Consider the following 24,163-nt stretch of genomic DNA (forward strand, 5'->3'; position numbering starts at 1 on the left):
TCGCTAATCTGGCAGACATGGCCAAGGACTTCGTCTCCATCGGCAACCAGACTGGCGAGGGCTGGTTCCTGACCGGTGAGATGCTGGAGCTCATCCACAGCGGCGTCGGCAACATCGTCTGCACGCAGCCGTTCGGATGCCTCCCGAACCACATCGTGGGCAAGGGCGTCATCAAGGAGCTTCGGAGGGCATATCCGAATTCCAACATCATCGCCGTGGACTACGATCCGGGCGCAAGCGAGGTAAACCAGTTAAACCGAATTAAACTGATGCTGTCTACCGCGCAGAAGAATCTGCGTGTGCAGGATACGAAATAAGAAGAAGGCCGCCGCAGGGTTTTTAAAGCCCTGCAGCGGCCTTCTTTTCGATACTGTGCATCTTATTCTTTATTACATGGTAATCAGGTCCGCGGCCTTCGCGGCGAACTCCTCAAACATGCGGTCCCCCTTATCTTTGGCCGCGGCCGTGGGATCGCCGTATGTACCGGACACGCTCAAGTCGCCGATGGAGGTATTGTCCATCCCGTAAAGGGGCGGCCTGTCCGGATATTCGGCCTGGGCCAGGTCCATGTGAACCAGCTCCTCCCTGGCAGAGAGCATGAGTGATGTCTCAAACTCGCAGGCGTGGAACATGCCTCCCCAGGTAGGACTCTCCATATATTTGTCGTAGATGGGCTGAAGGCCCGGATAAAACATTCCCAGAACCTTCACAGAGGTGGTGTCCTGGATATCACGGATCGCATACTTCATGGAGGCGCCATTGGCCTCGTGGCCGTTTAAAAAGACGAGCTTCGTCACGCCGTACCGCTCCACGGATTTTACGATGTCCTTTAATATAAGCTGCAGATGGTCCTGAGGGAGGGATACGGTGCCGATCCGGTCGCGCCATACCCAGGAATAGCCGAAATTGAGTGTTGGAAATACCAGCGCCCCCGTGCGGTCGGATATGAGCCGCGCCAGATGTTCCGCCAGGAAGACGTCGGTTCCCAGAGGGAGGTGATAGCCGTGCTGTTCCGTAGAGCCTATGGGTACGATGGCGGTGGAACACACCTCCAGCCGCTCTTTCACCATGGGCCAGGTCATATTCTGGACGATATATGCCATCGCTTTATGCCTCCCTTTCCATTGCCTGGACGTACAGCCGGGCTTTCTGCCGGATCAGCTCCAGATTCCCGTCGGTGGACTTACGGGGCACCAGATTGCTGCCGGCGGCCACGCCGATAAAACCTGCCTTCAGAAACTGGGACACATTAGTCTCATTCACGCCTCCCACAGCCACAAACTCCGCCTGCGGAAAAGGCCCCTTCAGACTTTTAATATAAGACATTCCAAAGGCATCGGCCGGGAACAGCTTGAGACGCCTGACGCCTCTGTTAAGCGCCTTCTGAACGTCTCCCGGTGTCAGGACGCCAGGCAGAACCTCCATGCCCTTTGACAGGCCGTAAGCCACCAGTTCGTCGTCGTAGCCCGGCGTTAGGAAGAACGGAATCTTCATGGCGGCCAGCCGGTCCACCTCCTCCTTCTTCGTAACCGTGCCGGCTCCCAAACAGATTTCATCCGGCGAAAACCTCTTCTGAATGTTCTCAATACAGCCGAATCCTTTTTCCGCGTCACTTAAGGACACTTCAATGCCGGTTATTCCTTCGCTCACCAGCGTCTCTGCGATGGGGACAGCGTAAAGCGGCTCCACATCCCGGATAATTGCCATGAGTCTGATCGATTCAATCATGTGCGCCCTCCTTAAAATACGGCCAGCCACCGCTTGGGATTCTCGATAAAGATCGTGTCGATATCCTGCTGGCTGATACCCTCGTCCAGAAGACGGGCGATAAATTTCGTCTTGATAAAGCGGAATCCCGGACCTCCGCCGTAGGCCTCCAGATAGGAGGCGCGTCCCATATCCCCGGATATCAGCAGCTGCCTGCCGTAACCATGCCCGATCAAAGAGCGGATGAGAGCTACTCTCGTAGAATCGGGATGGTATTTTACCTTGCCTGGCCCGTCAAACTGAATATAGATTCCCCGGTCGGCCAGCTTAAGCAGATAGTACTCGTCCGGGTTGCGGTCCAGATGGCCCAAAGCCACCGTGGTTAAATCCACGCCTTCATTTTCCAGGATATCAAGCACCTCCATGCCCATGGTGCCGGCCTCCGTATGCCCCCAGATCGGCGCTTTGCAGGCTTTCTGTGCGGTGGCCGCCGCGATTGTCGTCTTCCTCTCCAGAGGATGGATCATATTGTAATACGTGCCGATTTTGATGAATCCGGCTCTCGCATCCGATCCGTCGCCGCCTTCCATCACATCCTTTGCCAGCATGTCCGCGATCTCTTCCATGGACTTTTCCGCCACCCAGGACGGATAGTAGATGTGCTTATTAAAGCCGGTGGTAGCGATGATATGAACCCCTGTCTCCTGAGCCATCCGTTTCAGAATGTTCAAATCCCTGCCATAGTCCAGAGTAGAGGCCTCCACCAGGGTACATCCCCCGACCTCCTTAAAATTCAGGAGCTCCTGCATGCTGTTTTCATAGCTGCTCAGCTCTAAATCCCTGTCCTTCTGGCATGGCGGCGGAACCGCGTGGAGATGCTCATGGGGATACGTAAATCCCATCTCCTCTCCCTTTATATCACCCAAAACTGTCCTTGCGAATCTTTCCATTTTATATCCTTCTTTCTAAATAAAATTGTAACAGTCAACCGTCTTACAGCGGGATGCCGAACACCATGCCCACAAGGCGCATCAGCACCGATACGATAATGGCATCCGTCGAAGCAAACCATAAGCCTTCCACTCCGTAAGCGCCCACATTGACGAAGGGATATGCAGCCGCCACAATCAGGGTGAAGAACACACCGAGGAAGAGACCTGCTGCCACAGCGCCCTTTTTGCCGCCCAGTTTATCGCCAAACACGCCTGCCGCGCCGCCCATGAAGAAGAGGCCGATTACACCTGGAAGCACGACAACGTTCATTCTGGTGGTAATCATGGTGCTGATGATACCGCCCACCATCGCCGCCAGGAAACCAACAGTGGTTGCCATCGGTCCGACGCTGTAGAAAATCGGGATATCCAGGGCCGGTCTGGCGCCTGGAACCAGCTTCTCACTGATGCCCTTGAATGCGGGAATGATTTCTCCCAGGAACATACGGACTCCCTGTAAGAGGACGAGTACGCCCGCCACAAAGGTGAGAGCCTGGATCAGGGTATAGATGATGTAGTTCTGTCCGCCGGACAGCGCCGTCACTGTCTCACGCCCTGCGATCAGTGCAGTCAGGATATATACCACGATCATGACGATGGCCATGAGGATGGACATGTCCTTCAGGAAATTGAATTTGTCGGATACGTGAACCTGTTCCCAGGTATCCTGTTCCGGATCACGGTCCTTTTTCCCGAACAGGCCGCCTACGAATCCGCTCAGACAGACAAGAGAGCTTCCCCAGAAACCAAACGCCACTTCATCCGTCTTTAATATTTTTCTCACAAACGGCTGGGCAATAGCCGGGAATACGATCATGGAAATTCCCTGGATTACAGAGCCGATTGCCACCGCTTCCCAGCCCCTGATTCCCATCTGATCCAGGACGATCGCCATGGTACCTGCGAATGAGAACATCATATGTCCGGTCAGGAAAATATACTTAAACGGCGTGATGCGCGCCAGAAGCAGATTGATCAGGAATGAGAACAGCATAATGAGAGGCGTCTCAAATCCCAATACGACCTGCACCGCAGCCACCAGAGAGTTATCCTCCGGCACGATCCCCGCCATGCCGAACGCGCTGTTAAACATAGAACTGAACGGAATCAAAGCCCCCACAATAACATTGGATCCGGCGCTCAGTATTAAAAATCCCAGAATTGTCTTAAAGGTTCCTGAAATAACGTCCGACACGCTGTTTTTCATAGCGATCAGACCAATCATAGCTACAAGGCCTAACACAACCGTAGGCTGGCTTAAGAAATCAACTAAAAATTTTATCATACCGTTCTTCTCCTTTTTTCTTCTCCTCAGTTATTTCATATAAGGAAGAATCATTTCTTCGATCCCCTTTTTGTCGAGTAAATTAGTAACCGACAGAACCGGCACATCGGCCACGATCTGTTTGGCGATCTCCGAGGAAGCCGCAATCAGATCACAGGGCTTTCCTTTGTAGGAACCCAGATCCACCGCTTCCCCTTCCACTGCTACGTGATGCTTCTTACCGATATCCTTAATCGTCATCAGAAGCATAAGACTGGTGCCAAAACCCATTCCACACACTGTTATAACTCTCATAAATTCTCCTTCTATATTAATTTTTCCAGTTCCCCGTAAGAGGTGATCGTCAATAGACGTTCTCTGACGTTATCGTCCTCCAGAAATTTCCCCAGTTCCTGAAGCAATGCCAGATGGCTGTCGTTTTCCACACCGCCCAGAGCAAATACGAGTCTTACCGGATCATTAAAGGGGTGATGAAACGACACAGGTTCTTTGAGCCTGATGAAGCTGATGCAGGGCTCAGACACATCTCCCGATGGTCTTGCATGAGGCATTGCGATTCCCGGCGCCATAACCATATAGGGCCCCAGATCATGGAATGCCTCCTCCATTTTTTCAATATAAGTTTCCTTCACTTTCCCACTGTTTACTAACAGCTGACCACTAAAATGAATTACCTCCTCCGGTGTTGTAAGTCCTTCCACATCCAGCCGGACTACGTCCTTTGTCAATATGTCTGTCAGCATAGGTACCCTCCATCAAATTCCCTTAAATATGTAATAAATTCTTCATAGCATTTACTGCCTGCCAGTTTATTGATCCACTCTTCATCTGATACCAGCAGGAACAATCGTTCCAGCACTTCCTTGATTTTCTCATCTCCTCTTTTAAAGCAGCCCAGGATCACCAGTCTCACGTTGGCCTTTCCCCAGGGAACGGGATTTTTCATCAGTACGAAGACGAAAAAGCTCTCTCCGTCAATCAGACAGTGAGGCAGTGCCGCAAAGGGTGATATCTCCGTGGACACCAGCTTCTCCCGCTTCATGACGGCATTCTTCTGTTCCTCTGAAAGCCTCCCCTGCTCGATCAGCAGATCGCAGATTCTGGTGAGCACGCCTTTTTTTCTCATGGGCTTGTCCCACAGATAAAAACCGTCCCGCCTGCACAGGTTCTCTAAGCTTTCCCGCCTTTTTAACCGCATCAGGGCGAAATTGATCCTCGCCTGGTCCTTTTCATTCAGAAACGGGCTGACTGTGACCACTTCCTTTCCCAGGCTGCTCTCCTGTCCGCAGGGAAGCATCGTGATATAAAAGTCCGCCTCCTCCGGAAGCGCATCTCCTTCTCCGTAATTCCCCATATCCATTACTTCCAGCCCGGTATAGGTCTGCTCCAGCCGGCTCTTCAAGAGGCGCGCAGCCCCAGGCATGGTCTCACTGATTAAAACAGTCTTAAACTTACGGATCTTATTCTCCTGTTCCAGGGAAGACGCAAAGTACATGGTGAGGAACCCCAGTTCCCCGACGGAGAGATTCTGTTTTGTGTACTCCGTAATGCATTCCGCCAGCTCGATGGCGTAATAGTAGGCCGTCGGATAGATCTTTTGCAGTTCCTCATAAAACGGATTCTCCGTCTCCATATGTACCAGGTATTTGCCGTAACTGGAGGCCACATGGAGGATCAGGCCGTTGACCAGCACTTCATCGCCGTTCAAATCCACACCGTAGTTATCCTGGATTTTTTTCAGCCCCTTCATGACCAGGCCGTGGAAAAACATGAGATTGTGCTCGTCGATCTGGTTGATCCGGCTGTTTCCGCCAAACGTCTGCATCCAGATCAGAGTCAAATACATGCACTCCCCTTCCAGCCTGTTATTGGGAAAATACTTCTTTAACAGACACCTGGTCGTCTTCATCTGTGCTTTGAACGGCTCTTTTCCGTCCAGATGAGCCAGATAGCCAAAGTAAATCTCCTTTCCAAGAGAGATTCTTTTGATCGTAATGGCCAGGTATTTGAAAAACTGCTGCTCTTCTTTTTCCTTTGCACAGAGCCCGTATTTTTTGAAGCATCTCTCCATCCACTTGCGGATATCCCTCTCCTGCACCTCCCGGATATCGAGGGCGTTCCAGATTTCCTCTTCCTCTGTCTTTTCCAGCAGATGGTACATGCAGTCCCGGATGCTGATCTCATTCCCGCTGATGTAGAGTCCCGTATAGGCTTTGCTGAACAGCTCCAGTCCGAAATTCTCCAGATAGGAGTTGGACAGCGTCGTAATTCTGGACATGCTGGAACGGCTGTAATTGAACAGCTCTTCCAGCTCATCCATTTTACATCCGTCACAGATCAGGATACGTCTCACCACTTCCCGTATCAGCTCATCCCCCTGACTGCCCGTGTGGCCTCCCATGTCCTTAAAAAATGCCTGGCAGCGCACCTGATCTGTGATCTTTATTTGATACCCCCTTCCCTTATAAGAACGGATTTCAAATCCATTCTCCCTTCCCAGCGCTTCTGCTTCCTTGACATAGCGAAGAATCATCCTGCTGCTGACTCCCAGATGTGCCCCCAGCTGTCCGGAGGTGACATAACTATCCAGAGTGTCAGCCAGGTATTGGACAACCTGAAATGTTTTTGTATACATAATGTTTTCCTCTCTGTTGCAGCCCTGCCTGTCTCCTGTAACTTCATTATAATAATCTGACAATAAGATGTCGATTTCAACAAATGACGGTTAGTAAGTGACATCATCATTATATAGCTATCATAACACGGCGGGATTGGGATTTTATGGTTATTATGGTACTGCCGCCGCTCCTCTGTACTGAAAAAAGCTTTTATTTTAAACCATGGAGCGGGTCCATGGTCAAGAGCTGATTTTCTTAATATTTTTTTATTTTCTTACGCATTCTTACGCCTTTTTTACTCCGCTTGACCTTGGAGCTGCTCCATGGTTTAAAGTCGTGTTATCAGCAGGAGAGCTGCTGAAAGGATACGATTTTCTTTTGAAAGGGGAAATTAATTTATGAAGAAACAGATGAAAAAATGGATTCTTCCATGCGCTGCCGCGCTATTTACCATAGGCGCATCTATGACAGCATTTGCAGCACAGGGCTGGACCATGGAAGGCGACAACTGGGTCTATATCGACTCCAGCGGAAACAGAGTGACCGATGCCTGGAAGAAATCAGGCGACAACTGGTTCTATCTCGATTCATCAGGAGATATGGCCAGGAGCAGCGTCATTGAATATGACGATGATTACTATTATGTAAACTCCGTAGGAGCCATGGTATCCAACGAATGGCGGGAAATTCCTTCCGATTACGAGGAAGAAGACTCACCGGAGACGTACTGGTACTACTTCCAGAACAACGGAAAAGCCTACAAGGCCTCCAGCTCCGGAAAGACCTCCTTTAAATCGATCCGCAAAGCCAACGGAGAATGGAAAAAATATGCGTTTGACTCAGAAGGAAGAATGCTCTTCGGATGGGTTGGCGAGGATTCCGAACGAATCACCGGCGATGACGCATGGAGAGAGGGCGTGTACTACTGCGGCAACTCCGATGACGGCGCTCAGGTATTAAACGCATGGAGCCTTCAGGAGGTCGACGATCCGGATACGGAAGAGGATAACTTTGACGGAACCTATTGGTTCTACTTCGGTACCAACGGTAAAAAAATAAAAGATACCACAAAGACCATCAACGGTTTAAAATACCGCTTCAATGAAAACGGCGCAGCAGAATCCGAGTGGTATGCCAAGGCTTCCACCACAACTGCAAGCGGAAGCAACTTATACTACAACCTTCCGGAACAGTGCTGGCTGGCCAAGGGCTGGTTCAAGACCATTCCAGGCGCAGAGGTAGATCCTGAAGCTTACGATGACGGAACAGAGTACTGGTTCTACGCTCAGAACAACGGCGAACTCGTCAAGAGCCAGATCAAGACAATCAACAACTACCGCTACGCGTTCAACGAAAAGGGCGAAATGCTTCACGGACTCTATATGCTGACCTTCGATGACGACAAGAAGATCGATTCCTACGAAGAGATCGAGGCAGAAAGCGATCTTCCGGATTCCGCTGACGAACGCGACGTATACTACTTCGGAGATTCTCCTAAGGAAGGCGTCATGGCTACCGGCAAGACCACCATCGATATCGACGGCGAGAAATACACCTACAACTTCCGCAAGTCCGGCAGCGACAAGGGCGCCGGCTACAACGGAATCTATGACGATTCCATCTACATCAAGGGCCGCCTGCTGAAGGCTGACCGCGATGCAAAATACGAGGTTGTATCTTACAATGGCGAAGACTATTTAATCGGCACCTCCGGAAAACTCGCTAAGGGCAAGAAGAACTTAAAGAACGGCGACGACAAATACTTCAGCACGAATAAGCAGGGTATTGTCACCTACGAAGGTTACGAAAAAGAGTAATGAAATTCCGCCATCACAAGCACTCTTTAAACTATAAACAGAAAACAGGATCCGCCGGGGCGGATCCTGTTTTCTGTTTATTCAAGCTTTCCCGCCTCGATTCCTGCCAGCAGGACGATGCCGATTCCATGGGTATCGTTGTCCCTGGACGTCAGATCGTATTTATAATAATCCGGCGTAAAGGAATACTGGGAACCGCGGCAAACGCCGTATACATTGCCTTTTCTGTCAATCGCATACTTTGTCAGGCCCTCCCAGGCCTTTTGGACCGCCTTTCTGTAACGTCTGTCCTCATCCGGAAGCCATCCGTACCGGATTCCCCTTGAAAAACCATAGATAAACATAGCGGTACAGGAGGTCTCTTCATAGGAATCCTCATGGGTGAGGAGCTGATGCCACAGCCCATTTCCGCCCTGAAGCTTTAAGATCCCTTCCGACAGCTGCCTGAAAAATGCAAGAAGCTCCTCCCGCTTCGGATGGTCCTCCGGAAGCACGGCCAGTACCTCCGACAGGGAGAAAAGAACCCAGCCGTTTCCTCTGCCCCATGGCATCTTCGTTGGTGTCTGATACTTGAAATCATACACGTGGGACATCACCTGTTCCCGTTCCATAAAAAGGTATTTTTTAAACAGTATAAACTGCTTCGCCGCATCATCCAGATAAACGGCATCCCCCGTCATTTGATAGTAACGGATTAAAAATGGGGTGCTCATGTAGAGATCGTCGGCCCACATGGTATTCTCCATGAAAAAGTCCTTGCAGATCCGGTAAAAAGCACCATCCTCCTGCCGCTCCTGCACGTGCTCCATATGGTTCGCCACCCGTTTTGCAATGGTTTTGACTGCCGTCTTTGCAGTCTCCTCATGGATTTCGCTGTACGCCTCCAGCATGGCAGAGGCGAAGGAACCGCAGTCATCCAACATGGACATGGTACAGAGCTGGTTGTTAATCTGCGGATATCCGTAGACAGCCTCGTCCCACATGGCGTATTCCTGCATCTGAACACACTGTGCTATATGACTGGCCGCATACTGTGTAATTCCATTCTCCCCCAGATGACGCCCGGTCTGAAGCAGGCCGTACAGCGTGACTCCCAGAGGATAGTTCCATCTCCCAAACAGCTCATTCTGCAGACAGGGCCGTACCCAGTTGTCCTTTCCGTCCAGGCGCCAGTAGGTTCCTCCATTTCCCGTATCATACAGACGGTTCAGGGTGAGCTCCTCCGGGCGGAAAACAGGTACAGAGTTCTCAAACGGTCCCAGATACATCCAGTCTCCCGTCGCCCCGCATATGCGTTCCGGCATTTCACAGCATACAGGTCCGCCCTCCGTGTATATCTCCACCGAGGGATAATTCCCCTTTTCCGACCGTCCGCTTCTCTCCACCATGACCGTCACCGTGTGGCGGCCTTCCGCAGCCGCACAGGCCGTTTTCTGTTCCTGGCAGGAGTCCAGTATTTCCGTCTGATCCAGCCATACCCGCACACGGTCACATGTCCCGGTCCCACCGGCCCCGGTCTGAATCATAATCTCGCGTCCATCTCCCCGTAGACTGGTTTTGCCATAGATACGCTGCCCCAGTTCGATTTCTCCAAATACCGCCTCCCATCTGTGCCCGCCTGCGGCTTCCCGGTTCCCGTCTGCCTCCCCGCTCCAACGCTGGGGATACCATTCTAATCCCGTCTCTCTTTCGCTTCCGCCGAGGCAGAAATCCGGTTTTATTTTCCTGAAATCTCCCGGAAAAGCCTGTGAGTAGACGGCTCCAAGACAGCCTTCCCTCTCGGTAAACGGTGCCAGAAACGGGAGCCAGTGCCACCGCACCTCCTCCGGTGCGATCATAGCGCCAAATCCGGAAGCCGTACTGCTAAAGCAGAATATAAAATCATTCCAGCCCCTCTTTAACTGAACGGGGAATGCCTTCTTATGCTTTACATTCACCTCCTCCGTCACGGAAGATTGGAACACCATCTCCCCTGCCACATAAAGCCTGGCAGGGCCGAAGCACGCCATTTCAAATAGCTTCTCCTCCTCACTGTCACTCCAGATACGGAAGGCGGCACAGGCATTTTCCCCCTGCTTTGCCTCCGGCAGCTTTTCCCGTAAATCCATGCACAGACAGCCATTCCTGTCCCAGCCAAGGCCCTCCCTGGAAAACTCACAGAACGTAAAAGGCTCCGGCGGATTCATTCCAATATAGTGGTTCGCCACGGTCCGGAGCACATTGCTGATCTCCGCGCCTCTCCGATAATAAATACTCTCATATCTTTCCATATTCGTTCACTCTTATCCTTTCAATCCGGAGGTCGATATTCCCTCCACCAAATATTTCTGAAGACAGATAAAGATTATGATCGCAGGCATGATCGACAGTGTCGCCATGGCAAACATCGCTCCGTAATCTGACGACGAGCTGGGGTCTGCAAACAGCTTTAACGCGAGAGAAACCGGATACATACTCGTCTTGTTCACATACAGCAGAGCCGACAGGAAATCGTCCCATCTCCACATAAAGGAGAACACCGCCGATGTAATAAGGGCCGGAACGACCAGAGGGAGAATGATCCTGACAAAGACTCCGTAATAGGAACAGCCGTCAATTTTAGCAGCCTCATCCAGCTCTCTCGGAATTCCATCGATAAAATTCATAATCATGTAGATAAAAAATCCCTGCCCGAAAAAGTAGGGCACAATGAGCGGCTTAAAGCTGTTTGTCCAGCCAAGCACCTTAAACCACAGATACTGTGGTATCATGATAACCTGGAACGGCAGCATCATGGATACCAGCATCGCTGCAAACAGAATCTTTCTCCCACGGAAACGACACCGCGAAAAGCCATAGGCCACGATGGCGGAGGACGCTACCGCGCCCAAAGTCGATACGGTGGAGATAAAAAAAGAATTTTTAAAGAATACGGAAAATGACGTCTTTCCGAATCCTTTCCAGCCATTCTTATAATTATCCAGGATAAAATTCTCCGGGATCAGACTTCTGGCCGTTGAAAAAATCGTGTTGCTCTCTTTGAAAGAGCTCATGATCATCCAGAGAAGCGGGTAAATCATAATAATTCCCATGCCGCATACAATGATATGGTATACAACCGTTCCTATTTTTTTCCTGCTCATTATAATCCTCCTTCATAGACCCAGAATTTCTTCGTTCCAAAAAGAATGGCTGTAATCAGGGCGATGATCAGCAGCATCACCCAGGCCATGGCAGCGCCATACCCTGCATTGTTGAACTGAAACGACTGTTCATACATGTATACGGTATAAAACAGGGTGGAATCCATGGGCTTTCCCTGCGTAATAATGTAACACTGGGTAAATGCCAGAAATCCATTGATCATCTGCATCACCAGATTAAAGAAGATCGTCGGTGTCAGAAGCGGCAGTGTAATCTTCCAGAACTGCTGCCACTTATTGGAGCCATCCACCCGGGCGGCCTCATACAGACTCTGGGGGATCTGCTTCAACGACGAGAGAAAGATAAGCATGGAGGAACCGAACTGCCATACGGCCAGAACCACCAGAACCCAGATGGCCGTATGCTTATTGCCAAGCCATGCAAACGTCGTATGAATTCCAAACATTCCGAGAATCGCGTTGACCACACCTTCCTTTGCAAACATCCGCTTCCAGAGTATGGAGACTGCGACAGAGCCGCCGATAATTGATGGCAGGTAGTATGCCGCCCTGTAAAAGGACGTCGCCTTCGTCGTTCTCAGCAGCAGCAAAGCCACAAGCAGCGCAAAGATCAGGCGCAGCGGAACCGAGGTCAGCGCAAAGTAGAAGGTCACCTGGAGAGACTTTACGAACCGGGGATCGTCGGTGAACATTTTTATGAAATTTTTTAATCCCGCCCACACCGGCGGATTCTTGATATCGTAATCCGTAAAGGCATAATACAGTGACATCAGCATGGGCACTATGGTAAATGCCAGAAATCCAAAGGTAAACGGCAGGGTGCAGATGATTCCCGCGGTCTCCTCCGTATTCAGTTTCTGTCTCAACGTTTTATTACTCTTTCCCATGAAATACTCCTTCCTGAAGCTGGCAGAAAAAAAGCAGGGCAGAATGCATCTTACCCTGCTTTTTACGTCTCTGCTTATTTACTTCCCAACCTCTTATTTACTGCCCAAAATTTTATTTCCTTCTTCAAACAGCTGCTTTGCAGCTTCCGCTGCGGTCATCTCGCCGTAGCAGACCTTTTCCTCCAGCTGATCGATTACCTTTAATACCTCGCTGGTTCCATCCGGAGACGGAGGATTGATCTTGGAACAGGCAGGTGTTACCACATCGTTGATATAATTCACAATTCGCTTATTTACATCATCCAGCTTCTCCGCCGTGTCCGCAGCTACAACAGATGAGATCGGCACCCCCCGCTCTGCCAGAAGAATGTCGTTGCACTCCTGGGAATTCGTAAAGTAATTGATAACCTTTGCTGCCTCTTCCGGATTTTTACTGTCTACAGACAGAGAAATAAACTGGCTTGGCTTCAGGTAATTGGCTTTTTCCGGGTGATCCGCCGGCCAGGTGGTAATCCCGACCTCAAAACCGATTCCCTCTTTTGCGGTTTTCTCTACTGCTGTCAGCTGGTTGGAATAGTTGAACTGGCACCACGCTTCGCCGCCGTAAACCATCGGCTGCTGCTCTACCGACCCCAGGGTACGCTCTGCATAGATATCCGGACTTACATGCCAGCCTTCCTTTACGCCCTGCTCATACAGCGCAAAGAATTTTTCAAGCGGTTCCGGCCCAGGAACTCCTAATTTTCCGTTTTCAAACAGAACGTATCCCTGATCACGCATCATATATTCGATAAAATTCTCTCCGTCGTTGTAAGCGATCGTCGTCTGCACGCCGGATTTCTCATAGATCTCTTTACAAATGGAGATAAATTCATCCATGCTCATATTGTCTTTAATCTCAATTCCCAGCTGATCGGTCAGTGTCTTGTTGTAAAACATGGCCGGCGCGTTGAGTCCCAGACTGACCGCATATATTTTATCTCCAATTTTCCCCTGATCCAGAGTGGAGGGATTGATGTTACTGGTATCGATAGTACCGTCATCCATATACGGCGTTAAATCTACCAGGGAATTGCTGTCCACAAACTGGGCCAGATACTTATAATCCATCTGCACCAGGTCCGGAAGCTCTCCGCTTCCTGCCGCCGTATTCAGCTTCACCCAGTAATCATTCCACTCTGCCGGCTGACTGTCAAAGGTAACCCCCGGGTTCTCCTCTGAATACAGATCGAGAGCCGCCTCGGTCCTCTCATTCCTGACCTGGTTTCCCCACCACGTCATCGTCATGTGCTTTTCTTCTGCCTTGCCTTCGGTTTCCTTCTTCTCCTGTGATGCCTCAGTCTTCTGTGCTTCGGTCTTCTCCGCGCCCGCATTTACGCTTTCCGTCGCACTCTTTTGGTTTCCCCCGCATGCAGTCAGACTCACTGCCAGTACGCCCGCGGCCGCCATCATAAACATTTTTTTCATCTCGTCCTTCTCCTTTATCCTTTTATTTTCAGTGCCTTTCTAAGACTTATTATACGGATCACAGGTTTAAAAACAATCCGTCCAACCGTCTTCCGGGGTCAAAAAACCGCTCTTTCCGGAAATTTTCTTGTTTTCTTCATCCAGGTTCAGTATACTCATCTTAGGAAAAAGCGGGGGGGGAATCTTCTATGACAAAGATCATAAAAAATGCAATAAACAATATGAAGCTGCAGAAGAAAATGCGCTTTATTTCCATACTGGCCGTTCTGATCGTAGGGCTGGCCTCATTTACCAGCATCGGACTTATTATGCAGCACAATAACAGACTTCTGTATGACAAGGTCGCGGACTCCATGTCTCAGTCCGCCGCAGATATCGAAGCATCTTTGAATCATATCAAAACACTGTCAGGGCTTATTATCACGGATGCCCAGCTTCAGGAACAGCTGGACGCCTACCGGTCCTTAAAAAGTCCCTATGAAAAAAATGAGGCCATCAGCCGGATGCAGAAAATTCTCCTGTCCTATTACAACCAATACAGCAGCAATTATATTGATTCCATCCATCTCGATCTGGATGGAAGAACGGTTAAGACTTACTTAAATCACCTGGATACCGCCCCGGAAGAGGTCATGGCGCCGATTCTGGAAGAGGTAAAGCCCATGCGCGGAGCCGCGTTGTGGATCAACGATTACAGCAGGGAATACGGCATTATCCTGGCTCGCTCCGTAAGAAAACTGGACCGGCTGGATTTAACCCATATGGGAACCGTATCGATCTTCATCGACTTCTATTCCATGGTCCGTGACGCCACTCATGCCAGAAAACAGGTGACGGATAATTACTATCTTATTTTCGATGAGAACCATAAACTGGTCTGCTATCCGGAGGAATTTTCTGTCTCAGAGGCAGACGGCGTGCGGAAGGAAGCGCTGGCTCCCTATCAGGTTATTGATGTCAGCGGCCGAAAATATTTTACAGTAAAAAATACACTTTCCATCAATGGCTCCAATATCCGCTATAACTGGGATTACTACTGTCTGACACCGTATACCGATATGTACCGCTCCATCTTTACCATTTATATCAACTGTTCCATCATACTTCTCGCTGCACTTTTCCTCTCTGTTGTGATGTCGGATACTCTGATACGCAATATCACAAAGCATTTTGATTATCTGATCCAGAAGATGAACCGCTTCCGTAACAGCGACATGGAGCTTCTGGAGATTGGCTATGATTATGGAAAGCGAAGAGACGAAATCGGTATGATTCACAATACCTTTAACACCATGGCGACGGAGATCCGGCAGCTGGTTACTGAAAATTATGTAAATGAACTGCTGAAGAAGGAGGCACAGCTTAAGGCTCTGGAGCATCAGATCAACCCGCATTTTCTGTACAATACACTGGAGTCTGTGAACTGGCGTGCAAAGGATATCGGGGCCGCAGATATCTCCGCCATGGTGGAATCCTTAGGCGCGCTGCTTCGTCTTACCCTGAGCACGAAAGAGAATCATTTTACCATCAGGAAAGAGCTGGAAATCGTCTGTTCCTACATGACAATCCAGAAAATACGGTATGAGGACCGGTTAAGGTATGATATCTCCATCCCCTCCGAATATCTGGACGTGGAGATATTAAAGCTCACCATTCAGCCTCTGGTGGAAAATGCAATCCAATATGGAGTCGAACGGAATCGGGAGGGCTGCCACATACTGATCGAAGCGCAGCGGGAAGGCACCATTCTTTACCTGTATGTCAAAAATGACGGATCAGAATTTGAGGAAAATATATTAGAGAAGCTGGCCGATTCTTCTGTTATCCCACGGGGACTCGGCATCGGCCTTCTGAATATTCACAAGCGGCTCCGTCTGGCATTTGGAGAAGGTTTCGGCCTCTCCCTGTACAACGAGGACGATCTGGCGGTAGCCCGGATTGCCATTCCCTATACGTATTTAAAGGAGGAATCACCTGATGCTGAAACTGATCATCGCGGATGACGAGCGAATTATAAGAGAAAGTATATCACGAATTATTGACTGGAGCAGCCTTGGAATCGAACTGATCGGCGTCTGTCAGGATGGAGCCGAGGCCTATGACATGATCCTGGATGAATCACCCGACATTGTATTAACCGATATCATGATGCCCGGCTTATCCGGCCTGGAGCTGATTGAAAAAGTATCCCGTACAGATCTGGACACACGCTTTATCCTGTTGTCCGGCTATGGAGAATTTAACTATGCGCAGCAGGCCATGAAATACGGCGTCCGCCACTATTTACTGAAGCCCTGCAACGAAGAACAGATTACAGAGTGCATACAGGAGGTAATAAGCGAATGCCTCCACCGCCAGGCCTTCAATGAAACGCAGGAACAGCAGAACCAGCTGCTGAATCAGCTGTACAGCAATATGATTACCAACTTAATCAACGAAGGCATTTCCTCCGACAGCGACTGTGACATGCTGTATCAGCCCTACAGACGTTTTCTGGATTTTGACAGCACCACCTATGAGCTCTGTTACCTTTATTATCTGGAAGAAGGCTCCCTGGAAAGCTGCCTTCAGCAGTTAAAGGAATACCAGAACCGATTCCTGCCCGGCATTCCCTTTCATGGAATCTATGTCCATAACACGCTCATTATCTTTTTTAAGAACTGCCAGACATGCTACGATAATTTTGACGAATTCATGAAGAAACTGGTTTTTCCCATTCAGACTGTGGAGCATACCTACCAGCGGATGTCCTATGAACGCCTGTCTGACCTTCTGATGGAAATCCTGGGGAAGGTTAAGCGGTACGGAACCATTTCGTGCATTCACAATTTCCACCCTATTCCTACCTGCAACTACAAGAATCTGATCAGCCGCACGCGTTTCCTCTCCATGCAGATCATGGAGAAAGGGCCTGCACTCTCGGAGGACTCGATCTCGGAGCTGTACGGAATTCTGGAAAAGGTGACGAATCCGGAGTTTTTAAAACAGCTGGCCTTTGGCATCTACATCTGCTTCTCCTCCGGCGGAACCCTATGCTCTCCGATTACCGCGACAGAATTTCTGCTGGAGCTGAACCGGCAGGAAAACTTATCAGACATATACCATACCATCCGCACACGGATTTCCCATTTTCTGAAGGAGCTGTCCGCCGAACCGGCTCCCTACTGTGATGTCATCGAGAAGATCGTCGAGTATGTCAATGACAATCTTTCGGACCCAAATCTGACTCTCAAATGGATCGCACAGAATTACCTTTACATGAATGTGGACTATTTAAGCAAGAAATTTATCCGTGAAACAGGCATGAAGTTTTCTGATTATCTGGGCAGGCAGAGGGTCGAAAAGGCCAAGGAACTGCTCGTCAGCTGCGATACGGAAAAAATCGAGCTGGCTGCGGAAAAGGTGGGCTTCGGCAACAATCCCCAGTATTTCCGTCAGATATTCAAACGATACACAGGAATGATCCCCAGCGCCTACGTAAAAAAGATGGGGAAAAAATCGTCTGATCTCTCCTGAGCAGCGACTGTTTATGCACCCTGTTATCCGGTCCGGACATGTAAAAAAGCATGGCCGGGCCGGATCTTATTTTTTATCCTGATTTCCAGAATCTGGTTGCTTCCCCACCACTTTTGTAGTATAATAGTCAGAACGTGTGTTCTATATCACGTATCATTCATACCAATGACAGAATGGAGGTCATCTCATGATTCATGGAATCTTTTCCCTCTACGCGGAACGCTGGCCGTTCTTCCAGGAGCTGATTCTTCAGCATATAAAGATCGCATCGACAGCGATTCTCATCTCCGGCTCTATCGGTCTCTTTCTCGGTATTTTAATCAGCGAGCACAGGCGGTTCGCCACATGGATTATTGGGGTCATCAACGTGGCCTATACGATTCCATCGATTTCCATGCTGGGCTTTTTAATTCCGTTTACCGGCATCGGCAATAAGACTGCGACCATCGCGCTCACCATCTATGGTCTGCTGCCTATGGTCCGCAACACCTATACCGGCATCACCACCATTGAGGCATCCACCATCGAGGTGGCAAAGGGCATGGGAAGTACGCCCTGGCAGATTCTTTATAAGGTCAAGCTGCCTCTGGCGCTCCCGGTCATCGTGGCGGGACTCCGCAGTATGGTGGTCATGACGATCTCACTCAGCGGTATCGCCTCCTATATCGGAGCCGGCGGCCTGGGAGTAGCCATCTACCGCGGCATCACGACGAACAACGCCGCCATGACGTATGCGGGCAGCATCCTGATCGCCCTCGTGGCTCTCGCTTCCGATCAGCTGGTGGCTTATATTGAACGTCATATTCGTAAGAAATGGCATCTGGCTCCGTAAGGGGACAGACCGCTGTAAGGAGGAATTATCATGAGCGTCATCGAATTAAAGGATATTACCATGTCCTATGGACCAAACCGGATCCTGGAACATTTTAATTTAAGTGTGGAACAGGGCACATTTTTAACCATGATCGGCAGTTCCGGCTGCGGCAAGACCACAGCCCTGAAGCTGATGAACGGGCTGCTCACACCGGAGCAGGGAACCGTCTGTATCAACGGCACGGACATTTCCCATACAGATATCAATGAGCTGCGGCGGGGAATCGGCTATGTCATTCAGGAGATCGGCCTCTTCCCGCATATGACCATCGAGAAAAATATCTGCTACGTGCCGAATCTCTATAAGTCCCCGGACAAAGCGGCCATCGCGGCCCGCGCCCGTCAGCTGGCGAAGACCGTCGGTCTGGACGCAGAGATGCTGAAACGCTATCCCAGCGAATTATCCGGAGGCCAGCGCCAGAGAGTCGGAATCGCCAGAGCACTGATGAACTCTCCAAAGATCATTCTGATGGACGAGCCCTTCGGCGCAGTCGATGAGATCACCCGCAAGCGGCTCCAGGAGGAGATCCTTCGGATTCATGAGGAACTGGGCGGAACCATCGTCTTTGTCACCCACGATATCAAGGAAGCCTTAAAGCTTGGCAGCCGCGTCCTCGTCATGGATCAGGGGCATATCATTCAGGACGGAACGCCCGCCCAGCTCCTGGAACATCCTGCAACGGATTTTGTCCGCCGGCTGGTGGCCGGTTAAGGCGGAACCCTTTGCTTTTCATACAGAGCTCCGTATTACACGGAACCACAAGCAAAAAAACACCGTTAGCAGCGGGGCAGCGGGCCCGTCTGGTTCGTTGCTCACGGGAATACAGATCGATCACAGGAGGATTCAGTTATGAAGAAATGGAAAAAATTAGCTGCCGCCGCAGTCATCGGAACAGCAGCCCTCGCAGCGCTGTCACTAGGCGGTTGCGCAAAGAAGGAACAGGGAACCATAAAGATCGCGTCCAAGCCCATGACGGAGCAGTACGTACTGACTGAGATTATCGGCCAGTTAATCGAGCATGATCTCGGTGTAAAAGTAGAGATTACCAAAGGCGTCGGCGGCGGTACCACGAACATCCAGCCGGCACTGTTAAAGGGGGATTTCGACTTATATCCGGAATACACCGGAACCGGCTGGCTCACCGTATTAAAGAAGGAACAGGAGAACGATTCCGATGTCCTCTATGAGAATCTTCAGAAGGGCTACGAAGAGATGGGACTCCACTGGACCGGCCTCTATGGCTTCCAGAACTCCTATACCCTGGCAGTGAGAAAGGAAGCTGCCGACCAGTATTCCCTCAAGACCTTCACAGACCTGGCCGCCGTGTCAGACCAGCTGGTATTCGGAGGGAATCCCGACTACATGGAGCGTGAGGATGGCTTCAACTACCTCGCATCCGCCTACAACATGAACTTCAAGGATGTCAAGGACATCGATATCGCCTTAAAGTACACCGCCATGGCCGATAAACAGATCGATGTCACCAATGCCTACACCACCGACGCCCAGCTGAGCGTGGCCGATGTATCCCTGCTGGAAGATGACCAGCACATCTTTGCCACCTATTACGGCGCCACCGTGGTCCGCCAGGACACCTTAAAGAAATATCCCAAGTTAAGCGAGACCCTGGAAAAACTGACAGGCCAGATCTCCGACGATGAGATGCGCGCCATGAATTACGCTGTGGAAGTGGACCAGAAGGATGAAAAAGACGTCGCAAAAGACTTTTTGACTGAGAAGGGGCTTTTAAAGTAAATTGAGCGACATCGTGTAAGTTTCTGTGAATAATACTTTCATCATATGCAAAACCGGACGGCCCCCGGAACCTTATCAGGTGAAACACTCAGGGGGCTGTCCGGTTTCGCATATGCAGTCCCTGCATAATTATAAATGCTCATCAAAACTGCTGCAAAACGTTTTGGATTTTACTTCATTCATCAGCGGGTATACCTTTAAAAGACTGCCTGTCATCCATCTTTCTATCCTGCTCAAATAATTCTGTCATATGAGATCACCTCTCAATTCTGATCCAGAAATCATCCTCCGCCATTTTGCCCTCTGTAATCCTGTTAGTTCGGCTCCGAATTCCTGCCGAAGGCCCTTTTCAAATAGCTGTCAGTAAAATTATAAAGCTTGATTCTCCTGTTTTTCTCGTCTACATCTATAACCGAGCATATCTCATCATGATACATATACCAAAGTCTTAAGGGAAAACATCTCTCAGGGATTGGCCCTGTAATTGGTTCTTTTTTCGTTCCCAGTATTCTACTGTTTTTTGAAAGCTTCTGATGGCAAATGTTTTATTCGCCACTTCATCACTCCCTCTCCTACTAATTAAATCCTAATTTTCAGGATATAACAACACTATTTTACCCTAAAATTTAGTACATTTTGTTTTTATACCACTCCACGATCCCCCTGCTGCTTTCTAACACAACTAATTTTTTTATTATACCGGCGCCGTTCTCATGTTATACTCTTCTTATCATAAAAGAGGGATCAGAACATTGAGAATATTTCATGTTCCGGTCCCTCTTTTATTTTACTCTTTTCCCTGCTCACACATCCCCCGATACACTTTTTCCGCAGTGATCGGAAGCTCCCGAATCTGCACTCCGACCGCATTCGCCACAGCGCCCGCGATGGCAGGTGACGGAGTGTTGATCACGATCTCGCCAATGGACTTCGCGCCAAACGGGCCTGTTGGCTCGTAGCTGCTCTCAAATTCCACCCGGATGTTTCCCACATCGATCCTGGTTGGAAGCTTATACTGAAGGAAGGAATTTTCAATCAGATGACCCTTCTTCGTGTAGGTGATATCCTCGTATAACGCCATACCGATGCCCTGGGCGATTCCGCCCTCGGTCTGAACTCTCGCCAGATTCGGATTGATAACGGTTCCGCAGTCAACAACGGCCGCGTAATCGATCAGTTCCACCTCGCCGGTCTCCGTATCCACTTCCACCTCGGCCATTCCCACCATAAATGGAGGCGGTGATACCGGGGAAGTATGGGTGTATCCGGCTGACAGCATCTTCTCGTTGCAGCACATGATGCGGTTGCCTATATCCTTTAAAGAGATCTCTAATTCCCCTTCCGGCTGATAGACCCGTTTGCCGTCAAATTCCAGCTGCGCCGCATCGCATCCTAAGTAATCCGCTCCCTTTTCCACGATTTTCTGCCTCAGTTCCTCACAGGCCCGGACAACCGCCATTCCCGTCAGATACGTGGTGCTGGAGGCATAGGAACCGGAATCGTAAGGAGACACATCCGTATCGGTGCCGTGCACGACGATCTGATCCATACTGCATTCCAGACAGTCCGCTGCCATCTGTGCCAGAATCGTGTCACATCCGGTACCCATGTCGGAAGCACCGATCATCAGGGTATAGAAGCCGTCGTCATTGACACGAATCTCCACAGACCCCACGTCCACGTTGGAAATGGAAGATCCCTGCATAGCCATGGCCGCTCCGACTCCCCGGACCTTCCCATTGCCCATGTCCACGCGCGGGTATTTCCGATCCCATCCGATCATTTCCTTCGCTCTCGCCATACAGCGGTCCAGCGCGCAGCTGTTCAGCTTCTCGCCGTAGTAGGCAGGCATCACATCGCCTTCCTTTACCATGTTCTTCTCCCGAAGCGCTACCGGATCCATGTGAAGAGCGGCCGCAAGCTCATTGACGGCTGATTCCACTGCGAAAATCCCCTGTGTCGCTCCATATCCGCGGTAAGCACCGGAGGACATAACGTTTGTATAGACCACGTCATAACGGAACCGGAATGCTTCCGGCGTCCGGTAAAGCGGAATGGATTTATGGCCCGAAAGTCCAACCGTCGTTGGTCCGTGCTCTCCGTACGCCCCCGTATTGGAAAGGGTATAGACGTCAATAGCCTTAATCGTTCCTTCTGCGTCCGCTCCCAGGCGCACACGTATCTCCATCTCGTGGCGCGGAGACGAGGCAATCTGGGTTTCATAGCGGGAGTAGACGATCTTAGCCGCCCTTCCCGTCTTCATGGTCACTATAGCCGGATAGACTTCCGCCACCACGGTCTGCTTCGCCCCGAATCCACCGCCGATTCTCGGCTTGATCACGCGCACCATGGATTTCGGCACATCGAGCGCATGAGCGAGGATCCTTCTCACATGAAATGGAATCTGAGTGGAGGCCACCACATTCAGGCGGCCGTATGTATCCATATAGGTGTAAGCGCGAAACGTCTCCATCATGGCCTGCTGGTTTGCCTTCGTATGGTAGACACGATCAATCACATACTCGCACCGTTCCAGCGCGCTCTCCACGTCGCCGTCTTCCTCTCCGCCGCAAGCGCACAGATTACGTTTGTTATCCGCTCCAACCGGACAGAGGCTCTTCCAGTTTTCTTCCGGATGGACCAGAATCTCGTTATCCTTCGCCTGCCGGAAATCGAGGACGGGTTCCAGGACCTCATACTCCACCTTGATGAGGCGAAGGGCGTGATCCACCGCTTCCTCGGTCTCGCCCGCCACGACAGCGGCTGCATCTCCTACAAACCGCATTCTCCTGTCCAGAATCAGCCTGTCATAGGGGCTGGGCTCCGGATACGTCTGGCCTGCCATGGTAAAACGCTTATCCGGCACATCCTCATAAGTCAGTACACAGGCAATCCCGTCCACTTCGGAGGCGGCCTTCACATCGATTGCCTTAATCAGGGCATGAGCGTGAGGACTGCGGAGCACCTTTACAATCAGGCTGTCCTTCGGCGCCAAATCATCCGTATAGACAGACTTTCCCGTTACCAGCGCCCTGGCATCCACCTTTACTACAGGGGAATTTACCGCATGCATTTCCATTTTCATCTCGCCTCTCCTCCCCTCGCCAGATACTTTCTGATGGCCCTCATCTGGCCCATATAGCCGCTGCACCGGCAGAGATTGCCAGCCAGGTACTCCCTGACTGCATCTTCTTCCGGCTGAACCAGTTCCTTTTCCATTGCAAGCACGTTCATGATCAGGCCGGGACTGCAGAAACCGCACTGTTCGGCTCCCTCTCCCGCCAGATACATTCCAAACTCTTCCGCTTCCTTCTGAACGCCTTCCAGAGTCACCACGTCCCTGTCATCAACACGGGCCGCCAGCATGGAGCAGGAGAGAACCGACTTCCCATCGACCAGAACGGTGCACAGGCCGCAGTTTTCCGTCTCACAGCCGCATTTTACACTGTAGCAGCCTTTTGCCCGGAGTAAATCAAACAGGGATGTATCGTCCTTGATCTCCGCATACGTCACTTTTCCATTTAAAGTAAATTCTATCTCCACGTTCTACACCTCCCCGCCAAGCTGCTTCATCAGCCGCCCTGCGTAAACTTCCGTCAGATGCCTCCGGTATTCGGCGCTTCCTCTCGTATTGTCTCCAAATCGAAAACGCTCCGCCACGGCACCGCAGTCCACCTTGCCGTCCGCCGCCGCGACTTCCACCACTTCCGCTCTGGAGGGTCTGGCTCCGACCGATACGTACCATGTCCCCTCTTTTTTTGCCACACAGCAGGCAAGAAGTGGGAAATCCGTTCCGGACCGTCTCTGAGCCGCGTAAGCAGCCCTTCTGCCGTCTTTTTTTATAATAATGCGCACCAGAATATCGCGGTCGTATTTCATGTGGTTAAACTCTTTCAGGGAGACGACTCCGCCCTGATAAAGCTCCACATAAGTATCGAGCGCCATCAGGCAGGTCATGATATCGGAAAAACCAAATCTTCCGAATACACTGCCTCCGACCGTCGCCCCATTCCGAAACTGAACGCCCACAATCGCCCGCGTGCACTCCTTAAAAACTCCCTCAAAATATGTATTCAGCCCCTCATGTGTCTCCAGCATGCGC

General features: G+C 50.5%; 21 protein-coding genes. 7 read left to right on the plus strand and 14 right to left on the minus strand.

All coding sequences use genetic code 11. From position 1 onward, the window contains the following. Nucleotides 1-317: hypothetical protein (locus ACLTD4_RS24745; RefSeq protein ID WP_412331643.1), on the plus strand; the 317-nt coding region annotated here is incomplete at its 5' end. Nucleotides 318-389: 72 nt separating this feature from the next. Here ACLTD4_RS24745 and ACLTD4_RS24750 read toward each other — a convergent pair. From ACLTD4_RS24750 to ACLTD4_RS24780, 7 genes are read right to left on the minus strand one after another with little or no spacing between them, the layout of a single operon-like run. After that, entirely contained in the window at nt 390-1,103 is a 714-nt protein-coding gene (locus ACLTD4_RS24750) for a creatininase family protein (RefSeq protein ID WP_117634249.1), read from the minus strand. 4 nt (nt 1,104-1,107) lie between these two features. After that, nucleotides 1,108-1,728, minus strand: a complete 621-nt coding sequence (locus tag ACLTD4_RS24755) for a bifunctional 4-hydroxy-2-oxoglutarate aldolase/2-dehydro-3-deoxy-phosphogluconate aldolase (RefSeq protein WP_117634250.1) — start codon at nt 1,726-1,728, stop codon at nt 1,108-1,110. 11 nt (nt 1,729-1,739) lie between these two features. Continuing rightward, nucleotides 1,740-2,657, minus strand: coding sequence for a phosphotriesterase (locus tag ACLTD4_RS24760; protein WP_055659665.1), 918 nt, complete (start codon nt 2,655-2,657; stop codon nt 1,740-1,742). Between the two features lie 43 nt (nt 2,658-2,700). Beyond that, on the minus strand, nt 2,701-3,984 hold the full coding sequence (locus tag ACLTD4_RS24765; RefSeq protein ID WP_002601439.1) for a PTS ascorbate transporter subunit IIC: 1,284 nt from the start codon (nt 3,982-3,984) through the stop codon (nt 2,701-2,703). A gap of 30 nt (nt 3,985-4,014) precedes the next feature. Next, the gene (locus ACLTD4_RS24770) at nt 4,015-4,278 is read right to left on the minus strand and encodes a PTS sugar transporter subunit IIB (RefSeq protein WP_002601440.1); all 264 of its coding nucleotides are present in this window, start codon (nt 4,276-4,278) and stop codon (nt 4,015-4,017) included. 11 nt (nt 4,279-4,289) lie between these two features. Beyond that, nucleotides 4,290-4,727 (minus strand): PTS sugar transporter subunit IIA, encoded by a 438-nt coding sequence (locus ACLTD4_RS24775; protein WP_055659663.1) that lies wholly within the window; start codon nt 4,725-4,727, stop codon nt 4,290-4,292. Further along, nucleotides 4,721-6,619, minus strand: a complete 1,899-nt coding sequence (locus tag ACLTD4_RS24780) for a BglG family transcription antiterminator (RefSeq protein ID WP_055659660.1) — start codon at nt 6,617-6,619, stop codon at nt 4,721-4,723. Before ACLTD4_RS24780 ends, ACLTD4_RS24775 begins: the two co-directional genes overlap by 7 nt. A 381-nt stretch (nt 6,620-7,000) precedes the next feature. Between ACLTD4_RS24780 and ACLTD4_RS24785 the strand changes: the two genes are divergently transcribed. Continuing rightward, nucleotides 7,001-8,419, plus strand: a complete 1,419-nt coding sequence (locus tag ACLTD4_RS24785; RefSeq protein ID WP_055659656.1) for a cell wall-binding protein — start codon at nt 7,001-7,003, stop codon at nt 8,417-8,419. 77 nt (nt 8,420-8,496) lie between these two features. On the opposite strand, the gene ACLTD4_RS24790 is transcribed toward ACLTD4_RS24785, so the two are convergent. From ACLTD4_RS24790 to ACLTD4_RS24805, 4 genes are all read right to left on the minus strand, one after another. Next, nucleotides 8,497-10,689: a glycoside hydrolase family 105 protein gene (locus ACLTD4_RS24790; protein ID WP_117634252.1), complete on the minus strand. Its 2,193-nt coding sequence runs from the start codon at nt 10,687-10,689 to the stop codon at nt 8,497-8,499. A 12-nt stretch (nt 10,690-10,701) separates the two neighbouring features. Then, nucleotides 10,702-11,541 (minus strand): carbohydrate ABC transporter permease, encoded by an 840-nt coding sequence (locus ACLTD4_RS24795; RefSeq protein WP_055659652.1) that lies wholly within the window; start codon nt 11,539-11,541, stop codon nt 10,702-10,704. Then, complete coding sequence (locus ACLTD4_RS24800) at nt 11,541-12,449, minus strand: carbohydrate ABC transporter permease (protein ID WP_055659650.1); 909 nt, start codon at nt 12,447-12,449, stop codon at nt 11,541-11,543. Before ACLTD4_RS24800 ends, ACLTD4_RS24795 begins: the two co-directional genes overlap by 1 nt. A 93-nt stretch (nt 12,450-12,542) precedes the next feature. Next, a complete protein-coding gene (locus tag ACLTD4_RS24805) occupies nt 12,543-13,916 on the minus strand; it encodes an ABC transporter substrate-binding protein (RefSeq protein ID WP_055659648.1) in 1,374 nt (457 codons plus the stop codon). Nucleotides 13,917-14,104: 188 nt separating this feature from the next. Here ACLTD4_RS24805 and ACLTD4_RS24810 point away from each other — a divergent pair, with 188 nt between their 5' ends. The 5 genes from ACLTD4_RS24810 (at nt 14,105) to ACLTD4_RS24830 (ending at nt 20,061) form a co-directional block, all read left to right on the plus strand. Continuing rightward, a complete protein-coding gene (locus ACLTD4_RS24810) occupies nt 14,105-15,919 on the plus strand; it encodes a sensor histidine kinase (RefSeq protein ID WP_117634254.1) in 1,815 nt (604 codons plus the stop codon). Further along, nucleotides 15,894-17,432, plus strand: coding sequence for a response regulator transcription factor (locus tag ACLTD4_RS24815; RefSeq protein WP_412331644.1), 1,539 nt, complete (start codon nt 15,894-15,896; stop codon nt 17,430-17,432). The genes ACLTD4_RS24810 and ACLTD4_RS24815 overlap by 26 nt, the downstream gene beginning before the upstream one ends. A gap of 187 nt (nt 17,433-17,619) precedes the next feature. Beyond that, nucleotides 17,620-18,264 (plus strand): ABC transporter permease, encoded by a 645-nt coding sequence (locus ACLTD4_RS24820; protein WP_002601444.1) that lies wholly within the window; start codon nt 17,620-17,622, stop codon nt 18,262-18,264. A 30-nt stretch (nt 18,265-18,294) separates the two neighbouring features. Beyond that, entirely contained in the window at nt 18,295-19,017 is a 723-nt protein-coding gene (locus ACLTD4_RS24825; protein ID WP_002601445.1) for an ABC transporter ATP-binding protein, read from the plus strand. A 138-nt stretch (nt 19,018-19,155) separates the two neighbouring features. Next, nucleotides 19,156-20,061: a glycine betaine ABC transporter substrate-binding protein gene (locus ACLTD4_RS24830; RefSeq protein ID WP_055659640.1), complete on the plus strand. Its 906-nt coding sequence runs from the start codon at nt 19,156-19,158 to the stop codon at nt 20,059-20,061. Between the two features lie 787 nt (nt 20,062-20,848). Here ACLTD4_RS24830 and ACLTD4_RS24835 read toward each other — a convergent pair. The 3 genes from ACLTD4_RS24835 to ACLTD4_RS24845 form a co-directional block, all read right to left on the minus strand. Next, complete coding sequence (locus tag ACLTD4_RS24835; protein ID WP_117634318.1) at nt 20,849-23,134, minus strand: xanthine dehydrogenase family protein molybdopterin-binding subunit; 2,286 nt, start codon at nt 23,132-23,134, stop codon at nt 20,849-20,851. A gap of 8 nt (nt 23,135-23,142) precedes the next feature. Further along, nucleotides 23,143-23,604, minus strand: a complete 462-nt coding sequence (locus tag ACLTD4_RS24840) for a (2Fe-2S)-binding protein (protein ID WP_002601450.1) — start codon at nt 23,602-23,604, stop codon at nt 23,143-23,145. Between the two features lie 3 nt (nt 23,605-23,607). Further along, the coding region (locus ACLTD4_RS24845; RefSeq protein ID WP_412331645.1) for an FAD binding domain-containing protein at nt 23,608-24,163 on the minus strand (556 nt) is incomplete at its 5' end.

It is taken from the genome of Hungatella sp. (assembly GCF_046966825.1).

Excerpts from the sequence above, each read along its gene's own strand:
- ACLTD4_RS24765 (WP_002601439.1), bottom strand. The coding sequence starts at position 3,984 with ATGATAAAATTTTTAGTTGATTTCTTAAGCCAGCCTACGGTTGTGTTA.
- ACLTD4_RS24825 (WP_002601445.1), top strand. The coding sequence starts at position 18,295 with ATGAGCGTCATCGAATTAAAGGATATTACCATGTCCTATGGACCAAAC.
- ACLTD4_RS24770 (WP_002601440.1), bottom strand. The coding sequence starts at position 4,278 with ATGAGAGTTATAACAGTGTGTGGAATGGGTTTTGGCACCAGTCTTATG.
- ACLTD4_RS24780 (WP_055659660.1), bottom strand. The coding sequence starts at position 6,619 with ATGTATACAAAAACATTTCAGGTTGTCCAATACCTGGCTGACACTCTG.
- ACLTD4_RS24810 (WP_117634254.1), top strand. The coding sequence starts at position 14,105 with ATGACAAAGATCATAAAAAATGCAATAAACAATATGAAGCTGCAGAAG.
- ACLTD4_RS24760 (WP_055659665.1), bottom strand. The coding sequence starts at position 2,657 with ATGGAAAGATTCGCAAGGACAGTTTTGGGTGATATAAAGGGAGAGGAG.
- ACLTD4_RS24755 (WP_117634250.1), bottom strand. The coding sequence starts at position 1,728 with ATGATTGAATCGATCAGACTCATGGCAATTATCCGGGATGTGGAGCCG.
- ACLTD4_RS24835 (WP_117634318.1), bottom strand. The coding sequence starts at position 23,134 with ATGCATGCGGTAAATTCCCCTGTAGTAAAGGTGGATGCCAGGGCGCTG.
- ACLTD4_RS24775 (WP_055659663.1), bottom strand. The coding sequence starts at position 4,727 with ATGCTGACAGACATATTGACAAAGGACGTAGTCCGGCTGGATGTGGAA.
- ACLTD4_RS24800 (WP_055659650.1), bottom strand. The coding sequence starts at position 12,449 with ATGGGAAAGAGTAATAAAACGTTGAGACAGAAACTGAATACGGAGGAG.
- ACLTD4_RS24785 (WP_055659656.1), top strand. The coding sequence starts at position 7,001 with ATGAAGAAACAGATGAAAAAATGGATTCTTCCATGCGCTGCCGCGCTA.
- ACLTD4_RS24820 (WP_002601444.1), top strand. The coding sequence starts at position 17,620 with ATGATTCATGGAATCTTTTCCCTCTACGCGGAACGCTGGCCGTTCTTC.
- ACLTD4_RS24815 (WP_412331644.1), top strand. The coding sequence starts at position 15,894 with ATGCTGAAACTGATCATCGCGGATGACGAGCGAATTATAAGAGAAAGT.
- ACLTD4_RS24790 (WP_117634252.1), bottom strand. The coding sequence starts at position 10,689 with ATGGAAAGATATGAGAGTATTTATTATCGGAGAGGCGCGGAGATCAGC.
- ACLTD4_RS24750 (WP_117634249.1), bottom strand. The coding sequence starts at position 1,103 with ATGGCATATATCGTCCAGAATATGACCTGGCCCATGGTGAAAGAGCGG.
- ACLTD4_RS24805 (WP_055659648.1), bottom strand. The coding sequence starts at position 13,916 with ATGAAAAAAATGTTTATGATGGCGGCCGCGGGCGTACTGGCAGTGAGT.
- ACLTD4_RS24795 (WP_055659652.1), bottom strand. The coding sequence starts at position 11,541 with ATGAGCAGGAAAAAAATAGGAACGGTTGTATACCATATCATTGTATGC.
- ACLTD4_RS24830 (WP_055659640.1), top strand. The coding sequence starts at position 19,156 with ATGAAGAAATGGAAAAAATTAGCTGCCGCCGCAGTCATCGGAACAGCA.